Genomic DNA, 20,035 nt, shown 5'->3' with positions numbered 1-20,035 from the left:
CTAAAAAAACTCTTCCCAAAATCACGAACTTCTTGTAGTTTGTAGTTACCACACAAACAAAATACAGGGGTGCGTGACATGAATAGTTTAACCAAAGAAAAGATAACATTCAAGGATATTGAGAAAGATTTTTATAAAATAGGTTGTGAGGTTGCCAAACTGCTCCTCCAAAATTTTCTGGAAGAAATGGATGCCGAGCTTGCAGAGAGCAGGGATAAAGCAGTTCTAAGGCATAGAGGTAAAAAGTCAACCTCAATAAAGACCCTGATGGGAGAAGTGCCAGTCGATCGAGCAATATATAGGAAAGCCAAAGACGATGGCAGTCAGGAGTATGTTTATCTTTTGGATGAAGCTTTGGGAATGGAAACAATAGGATTTATGTCTCCCAATCTCGTAGAGAAAATCCTGGAATACAGTTGTGAAATGTCCTACCGAGAGGTAGCACAAGCAGTTTCAACCTTAACGAATCAAACCATAAGTCACCAGGGAGTTTGGAACATCGTTCAAGCCGTGGGAGAAAAACAAATTGAAGCAGAAAAGGTACGGGTGGACTCCTTTAAGAAAAACGAATTAAGCGGGAGCAAAGAAGTTCCCATTCTCTTTGAGGAAGCAGATGGCTTGTGGTTATCCATGCAAGGAAAGAGCAGAGAAAAGGGAAGTTCCAGAGGGAGAAAAGAGCTTAAGATCAGCGTCACATATGAAGGCTGGAAGCCAAGATATCCATCATCCAAAGAGTATGAAACCGTGGGTAAAATGGCTTTTGCAGGTTACATGAAAGCTGAAGAGATGAAAGAACTAAGAGATGCGACACTATCTCAGAATTACAATGTCGATGAAATTGTTTATCGGGTCCTAAATGGAGATGGAGCATCTTGGATAAGACGAGATCATGACCAAGAAACGGATAAATTTCAACTCGACCCCTTTCATCTTGCCCAAGCAGTCACCCGAAATGTATCGGACAAAAAGGCCAGAAGAACCCTCCTTAAATGGCTTAAGAAAGGAGAATTTGAAAAGGTATTCGAGAAGCTTGAAGAGCTCAAATATGAAAGCGGCGGAGTAGCTAAAGAGGTAGAAAAACTGAGTAGACTAGAAAGCTACATAAGAAATAATATTGACGGGATAGTACCCTATAAGGACAGAGAAGATATTACGTTACCCAAAGCCCCTGAGGGCTTAGAATACAGGAATTTAGGCACGATGGAAAGGCAAGTGAGGGTCTTCGCTTCCCGCATGAAAGGAGCAAAAAGCTGGAGCGAACAAGGAGCAACCCATCTCTCCAAAATAATCGCTTTAAAAATGGGAGAAGGCTTCAAGGAAAAGATAGCAGCCCTAGTGTCAGGAAAGCTCCCGGACCGGTTCGCTGAGCGCTTTGTAGAAACAATAACGAATAGCAAAAGCGGACTGAAGAAGGCTGTTAAGAAGTCAATATACACGCTACATAGAGGAGAACTGCCCTACACAAACTGTTCAGTAACAAACGGAAGAAAAGTCATTCGCAATATGTTCAATCTCAAAACATTTAGCGAGATGATCTACCGGTAAGGTTTAACCAAAAGACCCCAGATCAAGACTTGACATGGGGGCGGTTGATGCTACCCTAAATCAGGGGGATGGGGCCTACCCCAAAGGAATACATCTTGTGAGCCCCATGCCTTGACCCATGGAAGCATCCGCCGTGGGGTCCCATGTCAAGTCTACCCCAGAGTTGGACTGCATTCTGAAAATAAAGGGATTTTATTACGTATCTACACAACTACGAGGAATAGAATTTTTGCCCACGTCTACTTGACACCAACCCCCTGATAATTAGTTTTGACACTTAGGGAAATAGTAGTTTATACTAGATGAGTAATTAGATACAATATACGAGATTGTTTTGGTGATTTTGAATCTCGCAGAAATAATCTTAATTCAGAGGTGCAAAATTTGAATAAGAAAGTTGCTATCGTGACTTTAGGATGTCCCAAGAATCAAGTGGATAGTGAGATTATGACCGGACATATCGGCGAAAAATATCAAGTTGTCGGCGAGCCGGAGCAAGCCGACATCATCATAATTAATACCTGTACATTTATTGAGAGTGCTAAGGCTGAATCCATTGATACCATTTTAGAGATGGCTCAGTATAAGGAGCAAGGTCAATGCAAGACTCTTATGGCTACGGGGTGCTTAGCTCAACGCTATGGGGATGAGTTGCTTGCAGAGATACCTGAACTTGATGGTGTGATGGGGACAGGAAATATTTCGGAAATTCTCGAAACCATCGAGGAAGCGGAAAAGACCAAAGTACGGAAAATCAGTGCCGACGCGCCGGCATTTATTTATGATGAAGCTATGCCCAGAGTTCGTTTATCCCCCAAACAATATGCCTATGTTAAGGTAGCTGAAGGGTGTGATAACTTCTGTACTTATTGCATCATTCCTCAGGTTCGTGGGCATTTTCGCAGTCGGAAGCAAGAATCCATCATCAATGAAGTGAAGGCAATGGCTCAAGAAGGGGTCAAGGAAGTCTTACTCATTGCTCAAGATACTACTCGCTATGGGAAGGATATCTACGGTGAGTATCGACTGCCTTCCTTAATTAAAGAGATTGCCAAGATTGAGGGTATTGAATGGATACGCTTAATGTACTGTTATCCGGAGCTATTTACGGATGATTTAATTGAAGTTATGAAAGAAACTCCGAAGGTCTGCCGGTACCTCGATCTTCCTCTTCAACATGCCCACAATAAAGTCTTGCATGAAATGAATCGGAGGGGTACGGTAGAAGAAGCTGAGGAGTTGATTCTTAAATTGCGGCGAGAGTTGCCTGATATTCGGCTGCGGACAACCATGATAACGGGTTTTCCCGGAGAAACGGATGAAGAATTTAAGGCAGTCTTGGATTTTGCCCAAAGAATACGGTTTGATCGCTTAGGAGCCTTTGCGTACTCTCAAGAAGAATCCACACCGGCGGCCAAGCGGGAAGACCAAATTCCTGAGGATATTCGGGCACAACGACGTGATGAGCTTATGAAACTACAGCTTGACATTGCCTACCAACAGCAACAGCGTTGGGTTGGCCAAACTTTGAAAGTTTTAATTGAAGAAGAACTCTCCGATGGGCGCTGGGCTGGCCGTAGTGAAGGCGATGCACCGGAAATCGATGGATTAGTTTATATTCACTCCCCAATACCCCTCGAGATTGGCGTGTTTGTTCAGGTGAAAGTAACGGAAGCGGATAGCTACGATTTAATGGGAGAGGTTGTTCAGTGAATTTACCGAATCAACTCACATTAGCACGGATTATTTTAATACCGATTTTTATGGCTTTTTTGCTCTTGCAATTTCCTAAAGGCCAACCAATTTTTCCCTATCAGGATTTAGTCGCTGCTGTAATATTCATTTTGGCGGCAACTACGGATGGCTTAGATGGGTATATTGCACGTAAAAGAGGGCAGGTCACGGTGCTCGGTAAATTCTTAGACCCCTTAGCTGATAAGCTTCTGGTTTCCGCGGCATTAATTGCCTTGGTGGAATTAGGAGATGTACCGGCGTGGGTTTGCTGGATTATCCTCGCACGTGAGTTTGCAGTCACTGGGTTAAGAGCAATCGCTTCTGCCGATGGAACTGTGATCGCTGCCAGCAAGCTTGGTAAGATTAAAACTGTTTCTCAGGTTCTGGCTATTTCCTTGCTTCTCCTCCATGATTGGCCCTTATCCCTCTTAAATATTTATCTGGGACAACCCCTACTCTATCTCGCCCTTTTCTTTACGATTATTTCTGGTGTTGATTATTTGGTAAAATCCAAAAAGTTTTTAAAGAAATAGATGGTGGTATAAACAAGCATGCATAGTAAATAGGTAAACAGAGTAATTATTTTGACCAACAGAGGATTCCGCAAAATGGATAAACCTGTTGGTTTTTGCATTAATGGTGTGATTTGTCAAGAAGAATCGTATATAGCTCATGATATAATATACAAGTAAATTCATCTATACTCCTGAATATACTGAAGGGTACAAACTATAGAGTGATTATTTACTTTTTAGGCTTTTGTAAAACTGTATCGAATAGTTATACCATTATTTAAAGAAGTTGATTGGAGGAGCGTTATGACTAGACAACGGATTACTGTGATCAGCTTAGTGAGTCTGCTTATTTTTGGACTATTGCTCGGCGGTAAGCTTGTATATGAGAATAAATGGCTCTATGGTTCGTTAATTCAGAAGAGCCAGCAGATTCCTGGTGTGCTCTCAGCCGAGGTCGTAGAGCAGCAAGGATTACCGGAAATGATGATCAATACAGATCAGATTACGAATTTACAAAGCAGTTCTCAACAGTTACGCAACATCTCAGGGAAGCATCCGATTCGCTTAGTTGATCATCGCACCCCTGAGCTGGAAAGGATATTCCAAGAGATGCAGTTTGCCATTCAAGAAGGGATGGTTATGGGGAACTTCACACAGATGAAGGAAACACTATCGTCTCAAGCGGATCAGGCGGGGGTCGTCTTGGATCTTACGATGGATAATGAAGCTATCTATTTGACGTTGAATAAAGGGGAAGACCAACTCCTTTCGATTATCGAGCGTCATGGGCAAGGAGTATTTCTTCCAAGTATAGGAAGTTCTTCGTTGAATAGCTATCAGTAATTTGGGGAGGAGGAGTAGTTTATGGGCTTAGCAAAAGATGCTCTTATCGGTGTTGGAATCGGTTTATTAGTTTATCTTTGGGTTGCTGGATATAATGTACTTCCCGTCGGGCTTTTAATTTTATTGGGAGTTCTATTCTGGAAGTTTGTGCCTCGCCCGATGATGGGAGGTTCAGATAAAGGCATCCAAATCTCCGGTAGTTCCATTGATTTCAATGACATCGGGGGGCAGAATACGGCAAAAAAGGAGCTTAAGGAAGCTCTGGATTTCTTACTCTATAGTAAGCGCATGAAAGAATTAGGAATTAGGCCGCTCAAAGGCGTTCTTTTATCCGGTCCACCTGGAACCGGAAAAACTTTATTAGCTAAAGCAGCTGCGCGGTATACAGATTCAATTTTTTTAGCCATATCCGGTAGTGAGTTTGTCGAGATGTATGCGGGAGTGGGGGCGGAGCGGGTAAGACGTCTGTTTCGAAAAGCTAGGGATTTAGCAAAAAAAGAGAAGAAGGATCGAGCCATCATCTTCATCGATGAGATGGACATCCTCGGGGCGAAGCGGGGGAGCAATGTCTCCCATCATGAATATGATCAAACCCTTAATCAACTTCTAGTCGAAATGGACGGATTGGGTAGTGAAGAACAAGGTCCACAAATCCTCATTGTCGCAGCTACTAATCGAGCAGAGGCTTTGGATCCGGCCCTTTTGCGTCCGGGTCGTTTCGACAGGCAAGTCAAAGTGGATTTGCCGGATAGAGAAGGCCGCCTAGCAATTCTCAAGATTCATGCGAAGAATAAGCCTTTAGCGACGGATGTGGATCTGGAGCAAATCGCTCAAGAGACCTATAACTTTTCTGGAGCTCATCTAGAAAGCGTAACGAATGAAGCGGCAGTTTTTGCTTTAAGGGATGATGTTCTGGAAATTAACATGACTCATTTCCAAGAAGCAGTAGAAAAGGTTCTCTTAGGGGAGAAGCTGGATAGAAAACCTACGGACGAAGAATTGCAGCGTGTGGCGGTTCACGAAGGCGGGCATGCTTTATTAGCCGAATATGTGCGACCTCATTCGGTAGCTCAGATTTCTATTCGATCCCGGGGTAATGCTTTAGGGTATGTTCGTCATTATCCCAAAGATGATCTCTATCTTTACACGCAAGTCATGATTGAAGAACAAATTATGGTTGCCTTAGCAGGTGCAATAGCTGAGGAAACGGTTCTCGGTGCACGGAGTACCGGAGCCGCAGGCGATTATCAACAAGCTTTGCAGATGGTAGGAAAAATGATGGCATCGGGGATGTCCTCCCTAGGTGTAGTTGATGTAGAGAAATTAGGTGCAGATCAGCGCCAAAAAGTAACCTGTGAGATTCTAAGCCAATTGGAAAATCGAACTCGCGAGATTATTCTCGGTAGCAGGGAAACGTTGGAGAGATTAGTTGCTGTATTAAAAAGGGACGAAGTACTCGATGGTGAAAAACTTCGCGTACTTATTGAGGAAGAAGCTGCCTAATGAAGTGAGAAAACGCATATTTACTTGGATTTGAATTTTTAGGAGGAGCTCTCGATTGTAAGGGCTTCTTTTTCTTGTTGGCGATTAATGATTGACAGGAATAAAGAGGATAAGTTCAGAAAAGAAGAGAAATAATTTAGAAAGAGTTGCTTATAACTAAAACTAAGCATTATCGTTTGCGTTTAAAGGAGGAGAGTGATAAAATATCATGAAAGCTGAAATTGTCGCAACAGGAACGGAAATACTATTAGGACAGACCTTAAATACGAGTGCACACTATCTAACAGGAAAGTTATCTGAATTAGGAATTGAAGTAGATTATCATACCACCGTAGGAGATAATAAGGAACGGTTGGGGAAGGTAATCATACAAGGTATAGAAAGATCGGATCTGCTTCTTATTACCGGGGGGACGGGACCAACGGAGGATGACCTCTCTAAGGAGCTCATTGCTCAAGTATTTAGCTTAAAAATGTTACTTGACCCGACCAGCCTAGAAAGGATTCAGGAATTTTTCGTCCTAAGGGGCACAGAAATGCCTGAGACGGAAAGGAAGCAAGCATACTTTCCTGAAGGATCCCAAGTTCTTCCCAATCACCAGGGAACAGCGCCGGGGGTTATTCTTCAAAAAAGCAATAAAACTGTCATACTTTTACCGGGCCCACCGACAGAGATGGAGCCTATGTTTAAGGAATATGTGTGGCCTTTTTTGGAGCAAAAAGCTCAAGGAGATATGGCGAGAATGTATGTTCGAACAATCAAGGTTGTAGGCTTAGGGGAGTCTGATTTAGAGGAAAGTCTTCAAGATTTTGTTGGTAGAAAAAACCCCAGTATAACCTTGTTATGTAAACCTACGGAGATGCATATCCGCATTGTGGTGAGAGGAAATGCTACCGAGTCCTTGGAAGTTCTCGATCAAGCTGAGTTTGCTATTCGTGAACGACTTGGGGGCCGGGTGTTTGGGACGGATGAGGATACGATGCTGAGGCTCGTGAGTGAGAGCTTAAAGAAAAAGCAATTAACGCTTTCCACAGCCGAATCCTGCACGGGTGGAACGCTGGGAGCGTTGCTTACAGAGCAACCGGGTAGCTCGGACTTTTATTTAGGTGGGGTCATAAGCTATTCCAATGCTATGAAAGAGAATTTTTTAGGAGTAAGCGCCCAGACCTTAGCTCAATTTGGGGCTGTCAGTGCTGAGACAGCACGAGAGATGGCCGCAGGCGTCCGCGAGCGTACCAAAACAGATCTAGGTATTAGTATTACGGGAATTGCCGGACCCGGAGGAGGTAGCCAGGAAAAGCCTGTTGGCTTAGTGTATATTGGCTTAGCTACCTCGGAAGGGATTAAAGCGAATAAGTTTCAGTTTCATGGAGGAAGAAATTCAATTCGTCAGCTCTCTGTTCAAGCTGCCTTGGATTGGATTCGCTGTTATTTGTTGAAAAGTGAAAGGGGTTAATATTCGATTGAGTGCAGAACGTTTACAAGCCTTTGGTGAAATTAATTTAAGCAAACAAGTTTTACAGGCATTATCAGAAATGGGGTTCGAGGAACCCTCGCCAATTCAGAAGGAAGCTATTCCTGTAGCTATGGATGGGGTGGATTTGATTGGGCAGGCGCAAACCGGCACAGGAAAAACCGCAGCCTTTGGCATTCCCATTTGTGAAAAGGTCAATCCAAAGTTTCAGGCAGTCCAAGCCCTGATTTTGACCCCAACCCGCGAACTTGCGGTTCAGGTATCAGAGGAAATCAGTAAGATTGGTAAATACCGCCATATCAAACCACTACCGATTTATGGAGGTCAGTCCATCGACCGACAAATTCGGGCCCTTCGCTTTGGCAGTCAAGTCGTGGTCGGAACACCAGGTCGGGTGCTTGATCACCTTAATCGAGGAACTTTAAAACTTCAATATGTCAAGATGGTCGTCTTGGATGAAGCTGATGAAATGTTGGATATGGGCTTTGTGGAAGATATCGAAACCATCCTTAGGCAAGTCCCTCCCGAAGAACGTCAAATGATGCTGTTTTCAGCAACCATGCCGATAGAAATCAAGAAGCTGGCTCAAAACTATATGCATCAGCCTAAGTCGGTTGCGGTAAGTCGTGATGAGCTTACAGTGCCTTTGATTGAACAGGTGTTTTATGAAACTAGAGAAAAAATCAAGGTTGATGCTCTTTGTCGGATTATCGATATGGAAGATATCGGTCAAGCCATCATTTTTTGCCGAACCAAGCGCGGTGTCGATGAGCTTGTAGCTGCCTTAGAGGCCAGAGGGTATTTTGCGGATGCTTTACATGGAGATTTAAGCCAACAACAAAGAGATCGCGTGATGAAAAAATTCCGTGATGGAAAAGTGGAACTCCTTGTAGCTACTGACGTAGCAGCCAGAGGACTCGACATCGATAATGTGACCCATGTCATTAACTTCGATATCCCTCAAGATCCGGAATCTTATGTGCATCGTATCGGCCGTACAGGAAGAGCAGGGAGAAAGGGTCAGGCGATTACGCTGGTTTCCTCAAGGGAATATCGACAACTCCGCTTGATTGAACGTTTAATCAAGACGCGGATTGTGCGTAAAGAATTACCGACCTTAGCCGATGTCAGTGAACGACAAGCAGAAAACCTCAAGAATCAATTGGTTAAGATTATACAACGGAGCCATCTCGGAACCTATCGATCTATTGTGGGTTCCTTGCTGGAAGAATATGATTCTGTAGATGTGGCTGCTGCAGCCTTGAAATATGCTGTAGAAGGTGCTAATGAACGAAGCGAAGAGGAAGAAGCGGATATTGCATTTGGCAATACGGGAGCAGCTCCTGGCATGGTTCGCCTCTTTATGAACATCGGCCGCCTCCAACAAGTTCGCCCTCAGGACATTGTGCGCTGGATAGCCGATGAAAGCGGAATTCCCGGCAATATTATCGGGATGATCAACATCTATGATAAATTTACTTTTGTGGAAGTACCGGAACAGCATGCCAGCCGCGTCCTTAGTTGCATGCATCAAAACATGATCAAAGGCCGTAAGGTAAACGTCGAGCCAGCAAAAGCCAGATAAGGAAATAAGAAGCCGCTGTCAAACGGACTGTAAAGTTTGTTGAACAGCGGCCTTTTTGCATGCTTGCCGGGGCACTTAGTGTAAAGACAGAGAATATGCAATGACTCGAAAGTGACGAAACTTATGCTGAATTACACAAATACATTGACAAAGAGTCTGCATGAATGCAAAATTATACTAAATGAGTTAAAGTATGGGATTATGTTGCATTCATACTGACTGCGTTCTGGTATCCAGCTTAAAGGATAAAGGTTGCAATTGAGCTTGTACAAGGAGACGATAACTGGAAGGCCGATGTCGTCACACTCGGCTAAAAAGGATTGACAGGTTTAGCGCACAAAAGTATAATTGAATCGAACAAGTGTTTGTTTTCGTGCTAAAAATTATGGTGATATTCGAATAGGAGGAAAAAAGATGGCCGCAACCGACAATAAGTTAAAAGCCTTAGATATGGCGTTAAGTCAAATCGAAAAGCAATTTGGTAAGGGTTCGATCATGAGATTGGGGGAGGCTTCTGCTAAAATGGCGGTAGAGGTCATTCCAACAGGTTGCTTGGCTATCGATATAGCCCTTGGAGTCGGTGGAGTACCACGGGGACGCGTTATTGAAATTTATGGACCTGAGTCTTCAGGGAAGACCACCGTTGCTTTACATATTGCTGCCGAAGCTCAGAAACTTGGCGGTGTGGCTGCTTTTATCGATGCAGAGCACGCTCTTGACCCTGTTTATGCAAAGGCTTTAGGGGTCAATATTGACAATCTGCTAATATCTCAGCCTGATACAGGAGAACAAGCCTTAGAGATTTGTGAGGCTTTGGTGCGCAGTGGGGCCATCGATGTGATTATTATTGACTCAGTGGCAGCTTTGGTACCCCGAGCAGAAATTGAAGGAGAAATGGGAGATTCCCATGTGGGCTTACATGCTCGCTTGATGTCTCAAGCTCTGCGGAAATTGACTGGGGCAATCAGCAAGAGTAATACCTGCGTGATTTTCATCAATCAGATTCGTGAAAAAGTGGGGATCATGTTTGGCAATCCGGAAACCACAACAGGTGGTCGAGCCTTAAAATTCTATTCATCGGTGCGCATGGAGGTGCGTCGTCAGGACACCCTAAAGCAAGGCCAAGAGATGATTGGTAACCGTACCAAAGTCAAAGTCGTTAAAAATAAGGTGGCACCTCCCTTTAAACAAGCTGAATTTGATATTATGTATGGACTCGGGATTTCTCGAGAAGGTAGCATTGTCGATGTAGGAGCAGAACTCGATATTGTTGATAAGTCCGGAGCTTGGTATGCTTATAAGGGTGAGCGTTTGGGCCAAGGTAGAGAGAATGCCAAGGAATTCCTCAAACAGCACCCTGAGATATCCGCCGAAATAGAGCAACAAATCCGTGCTAGCTTTAGTTCGGTGAGTGTCCCAGATTCAGAGGATATTGATGGGGATCCGGAAGAGTTTTAAGATGAAAGGGGCACTGGATACTGCTTTAACCTACTTGTCCCGGCGAATCCTGTCCCGCTATGAATTAGTTCAACGGCTTACGAAGAAAGGATTCTCTGAACAGGAGATTAACTCTGCTTTGGAGCGTCTCCTCGAGTGGGGATATATCAATGACCAGGAATATGCTCGAGCCTATTGCCTAAGCAAGCAAGCCAATCATTCTAAGAAAAGAATAAGTTATGACCTTAAAGGTCGAGGAATCCAAGAGCATATTGTTGAACATGTCTTTGAAGAGAATTATCAGCCTGAGCAGGAAATAGAGCTATGCTTCAAACATGCTCAGAAAATTTGGACAGAAGAATCGCGACGCTGGGAAAGCTCCTATCAACATAAGAAAAGTTACGAGAAAATACCTCGAGAGGTTTTCTTAAAATTGAAGGTGGGCCAAAAGCTCATGCAAAAGGGATATCCCCAAGACATGGTTCAACTGATCATCGAAAGAGTTTTAAAAATGTAGCAGGAAGGAGAGAAATTCCTTCCTGCTTTTGATTTGCTTACCGGCTCGCTTAGGGCCGCGAAGACGGAGAACTCAACAGTCTTGACAAATTTTTCAAAAGATATTACACTACTAAAAGTAGCCTGTTTCTTTAAATGAGACCTTTAAGGTTTTCTTATAGATTGCAACGTAGTTAGTAAATTATATGGAGGCATCGAGCTAGCGCGTGTGTTTGTAGGAATGAAGACAAATTTCTTTTGTCTACAATTGAAGGTTTTAATTTTGAGAACTGGCATGACCCCAGTTTTTTTGTTTTATATGGAGAACTAGGTGAATGATATCTAATATGTGTAGTACTAAGGAGGTGAATATTACTTGGAATTGTCCGGATTGATTTTTGGAATTATAGCCGCGACCGTAGCACTTGCTATAGGTACCTTTTTGGGAGGGGTTATTCGAAAGAATACCGCCGAGAAGCTTATTGGATCAGCTGAAGAAGAGGCTAAACGTGTCATTGAAAGTGCACATAGTACTTCAGAGGCAAAGCGTCGTGAGGAAGTCATCGCTGCCAAAGAAGAAGTTATGCATATTCGTAACGAAGTGGAAAAAGAAACCCGGGAACGCCGCAACGAGATACAGCGAATGGAAAGACGGGTTATTCAAAAAGAAGAGTCTTTGGATCGAAAAATGGAGTCTTTGGAGCGTAAGGAAGAAAATCTTCATCGTAAAGACGAAGAGGTCGATCAGCTCAAAGACGTCTTAAACCAAACGGTAGCCAAGGAAAAACAAGAATTGGAGCGTGTCTCCGGTTTATCCACTGAAGAAGCTAAGCAAATTCTTCTGCATAGCGTAGAAGAAGAGGTTCGCTATGAATCCGCTATTATGATTAAAGATATCGAAAGCAAAGCCAAGGAAGAAGCTGAGAAACGTGCGAAAAACATCATTTCTTTAGCTATTCAACGTTGTGCTGCGGATCATGTTGCTGAAACCACTGTGTCTGTAGTCGCTTTGCCCAGTGATGAAATGAAGGGACGGATTATCGGACGTGAAGGACGAAATATCCGTACGCTGGAGACTTTGACCGGAATCGATTTAATTATCGATGATACCCCGGAAGCAGTCATTCTATCCGGTTTTGACCCGATTCGTAGAGAAGTTGCTCGGGTTGCATTGGAAAAACTTATTGCTGATGGACGGATTCATCCGGCTCGGATCGAAGAGATGGTCGAAAAATCTCAAAAAGAGGTGGACCAACGGATTCGTGAAGAGGGAGAGCAAGCAACCTTCGAAACCGGAGTTCATGGCTTGCATCCTGAAATCGTTCGTCTCTTAGGGCGATTGAAATTCAGAACTAGTTATGGACAAAATGTGCTTAAGCATTCTATAGAAGTATCCCATTTGGCAGGGCTTATGGCTGCTGAACTGGGGGTTGATGTTCAGCTGGCTAAGCGAGCCGGTTTACTTCATGACTTAGGAAAAGCTGTCGATCACGATACGGAAGGTACTCATGTTGAGATCGGTGTTGATCTAGCCAAGAAGTATAAGGAATCGTGGGAAGTCATTCATGCAATTGAAGCCCATCATGGAGATACTGAGGCAAAAACTATCGAAGCCGTTTTGGTGGCTGCTGCTGATGCTGTTTCAGCCGCTCGCCCAGGTGCTCGTCGTGAGACACTTGAATCTTATATTAAACGCTTGCAAAAGCTTGAAGAGATTGCTGATACTTATGAAGGTGTTGAGAAATCTTATGCAATTCAAGCGGGCCGTGAGATTCGCATCATTGTGAAACCAGAAAAGATTGATGACATCTTGGCTCCTAAAGTGGCTCGCGAAATCAGTAAGCGCATTGAAGATGAATTAGAATATCCAGGTCAAATCAAAGTTGTTGTTATTCGCGAAACTCGCGCAGTGGACTTTGCAAAATAGCCACTGAATTTAATAATGAACTTTCGGACAGGTGAGATAATCGCCTGTCCTTTATTATAATATTAAAGGAAATATTTGAGCGCATTCTCTGGGCAGGACTTTATCTGATGTTGACGAACTATAAAGAAGTGGTAATTAAGGAGTAGTAATTGAGTCAATATCTGCGCAGTAATTGAGAAAGAGGATGACACTATGGGAAGGTTAAACCTTCATTATAAAGATGGGGGAAGTGTGCCCGATGGAGTTGGATTATTAATATCAATTCTAGTTCGCTACCCTGAGGTATGTTCAGTACGCTACCTACAAACGGAGCATGGGCTAACTTTTCGCTTCATGATATATGGAACCGATCAAGGTGAGAAATTTGTACATAGCCTTCGCGAGGCTTTAGTTGTATATCACGGACTCGAGGGCAAAGAGATGAGTATTTGCGAAATTCAATTGAAACAAGAAGAAGCTTTGGCTCTGATTACGGTGACTCGCGATGTAGAGAGTATGGACCAAAGAGAAGTCGGACTCATTGTCGATCTGGTTAAAGATTTAAGCCAAAAACTTATCTATGATGATACAGAAATTCCTGAGGAGGAACAGATATTTCAGGAAGAGGTAATCGGTCAAACTCTCCAGGCCTTTCGCGATCGCCGATTAGATAAAGGCTTCATCGCCATTCGCGAGGAAGGTCGGGTTTTGGTCTATAATAGTTAGACATGAGGTTAGTCGGATAAAAAAGCCTAGGTTTTAAGGTAGGGCTTTTTGGGCATATCTGTAGTAATGAATAGACCCTCTACCACTGTGGTATAATTTCAACAAATTGTGGTCTGTCGGTGTATGATTTTAGAGAATTAGCCTCAGGTTTAGTCTCAAATAAAGGAGATCGTTGCGTGAACATATTATTTATTGGTGACATCGTAGGAAATCCTGGGCGGGAAGCAGTCAAAGTTTTTCTTAAGCCTCTTATACAAGAATATGGAATTGACTGTGCCCTAGCCAATGGGGAAAATGCAGCAGGTGGTAAGGGCATAACTAAGGAAATAGCTGAGGAGCTATATGATTATGGCATTCAGTTTATAACTATGGGGAATCATGTCTGGGATCAACGCAGCATCATGAAGTTTATTGATCAGGAAGCGCGTTTGGTAAGACCGGCCAACTACCCAATCGGTGCACCGGGAAGGGGGTACGGCTACGTTCGTATTAAAGGTAAGAAAGTCGGAGTGCTCAATCTTTCGGGACGAGTTTACCTCAATGATTTAGAGGACCCCTTCAGTGGGGCCGCTCGTTGGGTTAATGAAATGCGCCAAGAGACTCCTTTGATTATTGTGGATTTTCATGCGGAGGCCACTTCGGAAAAAGTAGCATTAGGTTGGTTTCTTGACGGTAAGGTGTCAGCTGTCTTAGGTACACATACGCACATTCAAACGGCTGATGCTCGTCTGTTGCACCAAGGAACGGCTTATATAACTGATGTGGGAATGACTGGGCCGAGGGATTCTGTTTTAGGAGTGAAAAAGGAGACCATTATCAATCGCTTCCTAACCCAATTACCGGCGAAGTTTGAATTGGCCTCAGGTCCAATACAACTCAATGGTGTAGTTATAGATGTTGACGAGAATACCGGTGAAGCCCGGTCGATTACAGCTATTCAACGGGTTAAGGAGTAAGATGAAAATTAGGGGTTCTAGCTTCGTGAAAATATTTAAAAAAATCTGAATCATTAAAGAAAAAAAGAGGATTATTTCCACCTTCTGGAGAATTAAACTAACGTATTAGGAATATATGTAAGTGAATCGAACAGGAGGTTGTCGTTCATGGATGTGTTAAAAGTCTCAGCAAAATCAAGTCCAAATTCCGTTGCAGGTGCTTTAGCTGGTGTACTCCGTGAGAGGGGAGGTGCGGAGTTACAAGCCATTGGCGCGGGTGCTCTTAATCAAGCAGTAAAAGCAGTAGCTATTGCTAGAGGGTTTGTTGCCCCGAGCGGAGTAGATCTTATATGTATTCCAGCTTTCACCGACATACAAATTGACGGAGAAGAGCGAACGGCAATAAAGCTTATCGTAGAACCTCGGTAAGCAAGGTTAAGTTAACTCTTACACTTAAGTGTTTAATGTTCTAGACAGGACACCTGTTTGCTTAGGCGACAGGTGTTTCTGATTTTATAGGAGGGGTATGAGTTGGATAACTACTGGGTAATAGATGGCCATTGTGATAGTATTCTTGACTACCTAGATGGTAAGCGGAGCTTAACTTCACCTCAAGAGGGAGGACATTGGGATCTACAAAGAGCAAAAGAAGGAAAAGTCATTCTACAGTTTCTAGCAGCATACATTGAGAGCCAATATAAGCCCGAACGAGGGACGTTGAGAGGCTTAGAGCTCATCCATGCGGCACATAGGTTTATTCAAACCAACTCGGAAAGCGTATTCTTAATCAGGCAAAGAGAAGATTTGGATCGACTTCCCTCAAGCTCAAAGATGGGTTGCTTATTGAGCGTAGAGGGTGGGGAAGTCATCGGGAGTAGCTTGTTTCTCCTTGATATAATTTATGAATTAGGAGTGCGCGCACTTGGCCTTACTTGGAATCAGAGAAATGCTATCGCCGATGGAGCAGGGGAAAAAACCAATAGCTCCTTGACCAAATTTGGAGAAGATGTTATCTTGCGAATGAATGAATTAGGGATGATTATCGATGTTTCCCATATTAATGAGGCAGGATTTTGGCATGTACTTGAGCTCAGCTCCCAGCCTATTCTAGCCTCTCATTCCTGTGCGTATGCCCTATGCCCTCATCCGCGGAATTTAACCGATGAACAGCTCAGGGCTTTGTCTCGTAAGGGTGGGATTGTCGGAGTGAATTTCTATCCAGAATTCTTAACTAAAGAAGCAGAAGCCAACCTTCTAGATGTTGTCTGCCATATCCGACATATTGCAGAAGTGGCAGGAGTGGATGCGGTTGGACTTGGTTCGGATTTTGATGGTATGGATAGCACACCCAAGGGACTTGAAGGGGCTAATAATTACGAGGCCTTAGTGCAGGCCTTGTCTCACGCAGGATTCTCCAAGGCTGAAATTGAGAAAATAACCTATAAAAATTTTATGCGATTTCTGGCAACCGTGTTAAAATGATGTGGTGAGGTTTTTGGAAAGAGGTAAAGGTCATGCTCGAAGTAAAACTTAGATATCCAGAAGCGGATTTGCATTGCCACACTACTGCATCAGATGGTTTATTAACCCCATGGGATTTGGTTAAAAGTGCTGCGGAAAAAGGGGTAAAAGCATTAGGAATAACAGATCATGACACCTTAAGCGGTTGGGAAGAAGCGATTAAGGCTGGTCTGTTATTCGATGTGGATATTGTTAAAGGGGTTGAGCTCAACACGGATTGGAATGGGGTTGAAGTTCATATCCTAGGGTACGAGATGAACCCTAATTCAACTATTCTACAGGATAAACTTTCTGAATTACGGGAGGCTCGTTCTAAACGTGTAACTACTATCATAGGGAAATTGCGTGAGTTGGGACTCCCTATTCAAAAAAGCGAAGTTGAAAAAGTATCCAGAGGTGAATCCATCGGGAGACCCCATATTGCTCAAGTTCTTGTCAGCAAAGGGGTGGTCGGAAGCGTTAAGGAGGCCTTTGAACTTTATATTGGGGCTGGAGCTCCGGCTTATGTCCCTCGTTATAAAATTACCCCCGAAGAAGGAATCGCCTTAGTGCGCCAAGCCGGAGGGGCTTCCGTGTTAGCTCATCCGGGTATATTTGGCTTGGAGCGAGGGGTTGCGGATTGGGTTGAGGCAGGCTTGCAAGGAATAGAGGTATGTCATTCTGAGCACACCCGTGAGGATGAAAAAAAATATCGAGAGTTAGCAAAGAACTATGGATTGCTTATGACGGGCGGTTCAGATTTTCACGGTGAAGAGCGCAAGCCGGGTATTCAGATAGGTGACTGGGGAACCTGTTTAGGGGTAGTTGAGGATTTGCGTAGAATTGCTTATTCTCATCATCACTAATGCGAACAAGAGCCATTTTGCAGCTACTTTCATTCTTTATATAATGAGGAGGTTGGGTTTTGAAAGCGCGCCGTTTAAGCAGTTTAGGAGCTTCGGTTTTTTCGGAGTTAGATGATTTGAAAAAAGAATTAGAGAAAGACGGAAAACAACTGATCAATCTCAGCATCGGCAGCCCTGACCGGGCACCTTCACAAGATATTCAGAAGGTCTTAGCAGAAGGGGTATTGGATGGCAGTAACTATGGCTATACCCTTACTCGAGGGACGGCAAGTTTCCGAGCAGAGTGTGCTCATTGGTATAAAAAGCGCTTTGACGTGGATTTAGATCCGCAGAAAGAAGTGCTTCCTCTGATGGGTTCGCAAGATGGGCTGGCCCATATCTTTTTAGCATTGTGTGACCCTGGCGATGTAGCATTGATTCCCGATCCCGGATATCCTATCTACACAGCAGGTTGTATTTTGGCGGGAGGAGAAAAGGTTGCTCTGCCCCTCCGGGAGGAAAATGGTTTTTTACCGGATCTTTCGGCTATTGCGCCTGAAATGGCTCGTAAAGCTAAAATAATGTTTCTCAATTATCCAAATAACCCCACTGCTGCCGTAGCGCCTTTGTCGTTCTTTGAGGAAGTCGTACACTTTGCGAAGAAGAATGAGATTGTCGTTTGCCATGATGCGGCATACTCTGAGCTGGCTTTTGACGGTTATCGTCCAGCCAGCTTTCTTCAGGTGCCGGGTGCTAAAGAGGTCGGGATTGAATTTCATTCTGTTTCGAAGACCTATAATTTAGCGGGAGTGAGGCTGGGATTTGTGGTGGGGAATACCCAGGTCGTTGATGCCTTGGCCGAATTAAAATCCAATATTGATTATGGGGTATTTGAACCTATTTTGCAGGCGGGAGCATATGCCCTCAGCGCCTCACAGGACAATGTTATCAGCAACCGTCAAGCCTATCAGGAACGAAGAGATATTTGGGTCGAAGGGTGTGTGCAAGCTGGGTGGTCCATGCCTTCTCCTCAAGGTTCGATGTTTATCTGGGCTCCCGTACCTACAAACCAGGACTCCCGAACTTTTGCCTTCGATTTAGCAAGAAAAGCAGGAGTTATTGTGGTACCGGGAGTTGCCTTTGGGGAATATGGTGAAGGATATGTTCGTATTGGCTTGGTTCAGGAGCCAGTAGTATTAGTGGAAGCGGTTCGACGGGTTCAAGAATTTTTGGCTCACCCTTAGAAAGAATGAGCTTCCTTTACTTGCAAAGGGTTAAAAAGTCCGACCTCGGCATAGAATACATATGTAGACTATGGCTAGGGGGGTCAGAGGCTTGGAGATTCATGAAGAGACGACAAATCTTCGCGAAGAGCTCAAGGCAGTCAAGGGAAGAATAGGTGAATTGGAACAGCGTGTAGAGCATTTGAGAGTCAGCCGCAGAGTTCTTATGAATCTATTGGAAAAGGTAGAGCGAGAAAAAGTGGCTCTTATTCATAGCTTGGAAAAGGAAAACGTTCGTTTGCAAAGGGATAATACACGCTTTGCAAAATGGATTTTTTCTAAAAATCGGGAGATTGTCAAGCTTCAAGAAAAAATTGATGAATATAAAGAGAAGGCTTAACCGCGAGGTAGCCTTCTCTTTTCTTATGCCTATTTATTTAGTTCAATGGCGATTATCGGCTTCGTAGAGTAAGCGCCCTTCTTTGCTCCGAGGATCATGATGCTCGCGAATGAGTTCTATGATGTGAAGGTCTAAACCGAATTCTTGGGCCATCTCTGCTCCCCAAGAGGGATGCTCCTGAGCTGTGCGCAGGGAGAGAGAAAGAGGAGAATGGCAAGACAATAAGTGATCCCAAATCTGGCGCGGTAATTTTTGCAGGAGGACGATGGCCACCCTTTCCCAAACCTTCAAAGGATGTTTGGCTTTTCCGCAATCGTGAAGTAGGGCAGCCGCCAGAAGATGAGAGTTATGAATTCCAGAGGCGCACAAATCTAAAGCCACATCTAAGGCATGCCTTTGTTCGGGTAGCGGTTGGCTTTTAAACAATGGAACGGAGCAAGGGGGGAGAAGTTTTAAGGCCCATTCCAGTTCCTCGGTATTAATCTTTGGATAGATAGTATTATAAAACTGGCGGACACGGTAAAGCATTTTAGCCCCCTAGAAGTACTCTCATCCAGTGCGAATATGGTTCTATGCCACACTATTGTATAACGAACGACAAAGATTTGGCAATCCGTTCGACCATGGATAAAAATAATCAGTAATGTCCTTGGTTAGAGAAGGAAAAATATGGAACATAACGAATTAGCAATAATAAGCCATAAATTGGATTGTTGATGGGAGGGCAGATTATGTCCGAATTGTCTCGTCGTGAGCGTAAAAAACAAGAGACCTACGATCGACTTTATAGTTGTGCTATTGAGCTGTTTCATAAGCAGGGATATGTACAGACCTCGGTGGAAGAAATTACCCAGTTGGCCGATGTGGGAAAAGGCACCTTTTATAATTATTTTCAATCGAAAGAAGCTGTTGTTTTGGAGTATTCCCGAAGAAAGTATCGGGATTTGATTGGCACTGGACGCGAAGCAGGATATTCCCTCATGGAAAGATTAAACCATGTCCTAAAGAATTGGGCTGAATTTATGGTGAAGGAACGGGAGATGGCTTGGGTTGCAGTGAAAAGTAGAGAAGAAGCAGAGCTAGACAAAGGATTGCACTATGGAATTATCGGGATTTTAAGCCATGGACAACGTATTGGTGAAATAAGCAAGAAGTATGATCCTGTCTTTTTGGCGGAAAGTTTGGAAGGAATGGTGCTTCAACATTTTTTACATTGGTATGTGAATGGCGAAGGAGATTTAGAAAGAGAGATAGAGGATATAATCGATCTTTTCTTTGAGGGGCTTAATGAAAGAAAAAATAGGGCGTAGAAGGTAATAGTTTTCAGCTGACGACTCATCTTCTGCTAAATCCCTTGATATACATAAAG

The 20,035-nt window shown here is 43.7% G+C and carries 19 protein-coding genes; 18 read left to right on the top strand and 1 reads right to left on the bottom strand.

Going from position 1 to position 20,035, the window contains the following annotated elements:
- Positions 1-78: 78 nt before the first annotated feature.
- From DESDI_RS10535 to DESDI_RS10455, 17 genes are all read left to right on the top strand, one after another.
- Entirely contained in the window at positions 79-1,545 is a 1,467-nt protein-coding gene (locus DESDI_RS10535) for an ISLre2 family transposase (RefSeq protein WP_015262486.1), read from the top strand.
- Positions 1,546-1,929: 384 nt separating this feature from the next.
- Complete coding sequence (gene rimO / locus DESDI_RS10530) at positions 1,930-3,258, top strand: 30S ribosomal protein S12 methylthiotransferase RimO (RefSeq protein ID WP_015262602.1); 1,329 nt, start codon at positions 1,930-1,932, stop codon at positions 3,256-3,258.
- Positions 3,255-3,812 (top strand): CDP-diacylglycerol--glycerol-3-phosphate 3-phosphatidyltransferase, encoded by a 558-nt coding sequence (gene pgsA, locus DESDI_RS10525; protein ID WP_015262601.1) that lies wholly within the window; start codon positions 3,255-3,257, stop codon positions 3,810-3,812. The genes rimO and pgsA overlap by 4 nt, the downstream gene beginning before the upstream one ends.
- Positions 3,813-4,097: 285 nt before the next feature.
- Entirely contained in the window at positions 4,098-4,637 is a 540-nt protein-coding gene (locus DESDI_RS10520) for a hypothetical protein (protein WP_015262599.1), read from the top strand.
- Positions 4,638-4,658: 21 nt separating this feature from the next.
- Complete coding sequence (locus DESDI_RS10515) at positions 4,659-6,140, top strand: AAA family ATPase (RefSeq protein ID WP_015262598.1); 1,482 nt, start codon at positions 4,659-4,661, stop codon at positions 6,138-6,140.
- Positions 6,141-6,348: 208 nt separating this feature from the next.
- Positions 6,349-7,596: a competence/damage-inducible protein A gene (locus DESDI_RS10510; protein WP_015262597.1), complete on the top strand. Its 1,248-nt coding sequence runs from the start codon at positions 6,349-6,351 to the stop codon at positions 7,594-7,596.
- 7 nt (positions 7,597-7,603) lie between these two features.
- Positions 7,604-9,199: a DEAD/DEAH box helicase gene (locus DESDI_RS10505; RefSeq protein WP_015262596.1), complete on the top strand. Its 1,596-nt coding sequence runs from the start codon at positions 7,604-7,606 to the stop codon at positions 9,197-9,199.
- A gap of 414 nt (positions 9,200-9,613) precedes the next feature.
- Complete coding sequence (gene recA, locus DESDI_RS10500; protein WP_015262595.1) at positions 9,614-10,657, top strand: recombinase RecA; 1,044 nt, start codon at positions 9,614-9,616, stop codon at positions 10,655-10,657.
- 1 nt (position 10,658) lies between these two features.
- On the top strand, positions 10,659-11,153 hold the full coding sequence (locus DESDI_RS10495) for a regulatory protein RecX (RefSeq protein ID WP_041219413.1): 495 nt from the start codon (positions 10,659-10,661) through the stop codon (positions 11,151-11,153).
- Positions 11,154-11,507: 354 nt separating this feature from the next.
- Positions 11,508-13,058 carry a ribonuclease Y gene (gene rny, locus DESDI_RS10490; protein WP_015262593.1) on the top strand — a complete coding sequence of 517 codons (1,551 nt, stop codon included), beginning with the start codon at positions 11,508-11,510 and terminating at the stop codon, positions 13,056-13,058.
- Positions 13,059-13,250: 192 nt separating this feature from the next.
- Positions 13,251-13,763, top strand: coding sequence for a hypothetical protein (locus tag DESDI_RS10485; RefSeq protein WP_015262592.1), 513 nt, complete (start codon positions 13,251-13,253; stop codon positions 13,761-13,763).
- Between the two features lie 176 nt (positions 13,764-13,939).
- Positions 13,940-14,719 (top strand): TIGR00282 family metallophosphoesterase, encoded by a 780-nt coding sequence (locus DESDI_RS10480; protein WP_015262591.1) that lies wholly within the window; start codon positions 13,940-13,942, stop codon positions 14,717-14,719.
- Between the two features lie 147 nt (positions 14,720-14,866).
- Positions 14,867-15,127 (top strand): stage V sporulation protein SpoVS, encoded by a 261-nt coding sequence (spoVS, locus tag DESDI_RS10475; RefSeq protein ID WP_006715678.1) that lies wholly within the window; start codon positions 14,867-14,869, stop codon positions 15,125-15,127.
- 102 nt (positions 15,128-15,229) lie between these two features.
- On the top strand, positions 15,230-16,180 hold the full coding sequence (locus DESDI_RS10470) for a dipeptidase (protein WP_015262590.1): 951 nt from the start codon (positions 15,230-15,232) through the stop codon (positions 16,178-16,180).
- A gap of 32 nt (positions 16,181-16,212) precedes the next feature.
- Positions 16,213-17,064 carry a PHP domain-containing protein gene (locus tag DESDI_RS10465; RefSeq protein WP_015262589.1) on the top strand — a complete coding sequence of 284 codons (852 nt, stop codon included), beginning with the start codon at positions 16,213-16,215 and terminating at the stop codon, positions 17,062-17,064.
- Between the two features lie 59 nt (positions 17,065-17,123).
- Positions 17,124-18,287: an aminotransferase class I/II-fold pyridoxal phosphate-dependent enzyme gene (locus DESDI_RS10460; protein ID WP_015262588.1), complete on the top strand. Its 1,164-nt coding sequence runs from the start codon at positions 17,124-17,126 to the stop codon at positions 18,285-18,287.
- Positions 18,288-18,357: 70 nt separating this feature from the next.
- Positions 18,358-18,666 carry a translation initiation factor 2 gene (locus DESDI_RS10455; RefSeq protein WP_172635898.1) on the top strand — a complete coding sequence of 103 codons (309 nt, stop codon included), beginning with the start codon at positions 18,358-18,360 and terminating at the stop codon, positions 18,664-18,666.
- Positions 18,667-18,708: 42 nt separating this feature from the next.
- Here DESDI_RS10455 and DESDI_RS10450 read toward each other — a convergent pair whose 3' ends face one another.
- Positions 18,709-19,194 carry an HDIG domain-containing metalloprotein gene (locus DESDI_RS10450; protein WP_015262586.1) on the bottom strand — a complete coding sequence of 162 codons (486 nt, stop codon included), beginning with the start codon at positions 19,192-19,194 and terminating at the stop codon, positions 18,709-18,711.
- A 203-nt stretch (positions 19,195-19,397) separates the two neighbouring features.
- On the opposite strand from DESDI_RS10450, the gene DESDI_RS10445 reads away from it, so the two are divergent.
- Positions 19,398-19,976 carry a TetR/AcrR family transcriptional regulator gene (locus tag DESDI_RS10445; RefSeq protein WP_015262585.1) on the top strand — a complete coding sequence of 193 codons (579 nt, stop codon included), beginning with the start codon at positions 19,398-19,400 and terminating at the stop codon, positions 19,974-19,976.
- The last annotated feature ends 59 nt before the right edge of the window (positions 19,977-20,035 follow it).

Source organism: Desulfitobacterium dichloroeliminans LMG P-21439 (assembly GCF_000243135.2).
Classification (GTDB): Bacteria; Bacillota; Desulfitobacteriia; order Desulfitobacteriales; family Desulfitobacteriaceae; genus Desulfitobacterium; species Desulfitobacterium dichloroeliminans.
This window is presented reverse-complemented; position numbering and strand designations above follow the sequence as displayed.

Bases quoted from the DNA above. Each gene is read 5' to 3' on its own strand.
- DESDI_RS10535 (WP_015262486.1), top strand. From the start codon at position 79: ATGAATAGTTTAACCAAAGAAAAGATAACATTCAAGGATATTGAGAAA.
- DESDI_RS10520 (WP_015262599.1), top strand. From the start codon at position 4,098: ATGACTAGACAACGGATTACTGTGATCAGCTTAGTGAGTCTGCTTATT.
- DESDI_RS10515 (WP_015262598.1), top strand. From the start codon at position 4,659: ATGGGCTTAGCAAAAGATGCTCTTATCGGTGTTGGAATCGGTTTATTA.
- DESDI_RS10510 (WP_015262597.1), top strand. From the start codon at position 6,349: ATGAAAGCTGAAATTGTCGCAACAGGAACGGAAATACTATTAGGACAG.
- recA (WP_015262595.1), top strand. From the start codon at position 9,614: ATGGCCGCAACCGACAATAAGTTAAAAGCCTTAGATATGGCGTTAAGT.
- DESDI_RS10495 (WP_041219413.1), top strand. From the start codon at position 10,659: ATGAAAGGGGCACTGGATACTGCTTTAACCTACTTGTCCCGGCGAATC.
- DESDI_RS10485 (WP_015262592.1), top strand. From the start codon at position 13,251: ATGGGAAGGTTAAACCTTCATTATAAAGATGGGGGAAGTGTGCCCGAT.
- spoVS (WP_006715678.1), top strand. From the start codon at position 14,867: ATGGATGTGTTAAAAGTCTCAGCAAAATCAAGTCCAAATTCCGTTGCA.
- DESDI_RS10465 (WP_015262589.1), top strand. From the start codon at position 16,213: ATGCTCGAAGTAAAACTTAGATATCCAGAAGCGGATTTGCATTGCCAC.
- DESDI_RS10455 (WP_172635898.1), top strand. From the start codon at position 18,358: ATGGCTAGGGGGGTCAGAGGCTTGGAGATTCATGAAGAGACGACAAAT.
- DESDI_RS10450 (WP_015262586.1), bottom strand. From the start codon at position 19,194: ATGCTTTACCGTGTCCGCCAGTTTTATAATACTATCTATCCAAAGATT.
- DESDI_RS10445 (WP_015262585.1), top strand. From the start codon at position 19,398: ATGTCCGAATTGTCTCGTCGTGAGCGTAAAAAACAAGAGACCTACGAT.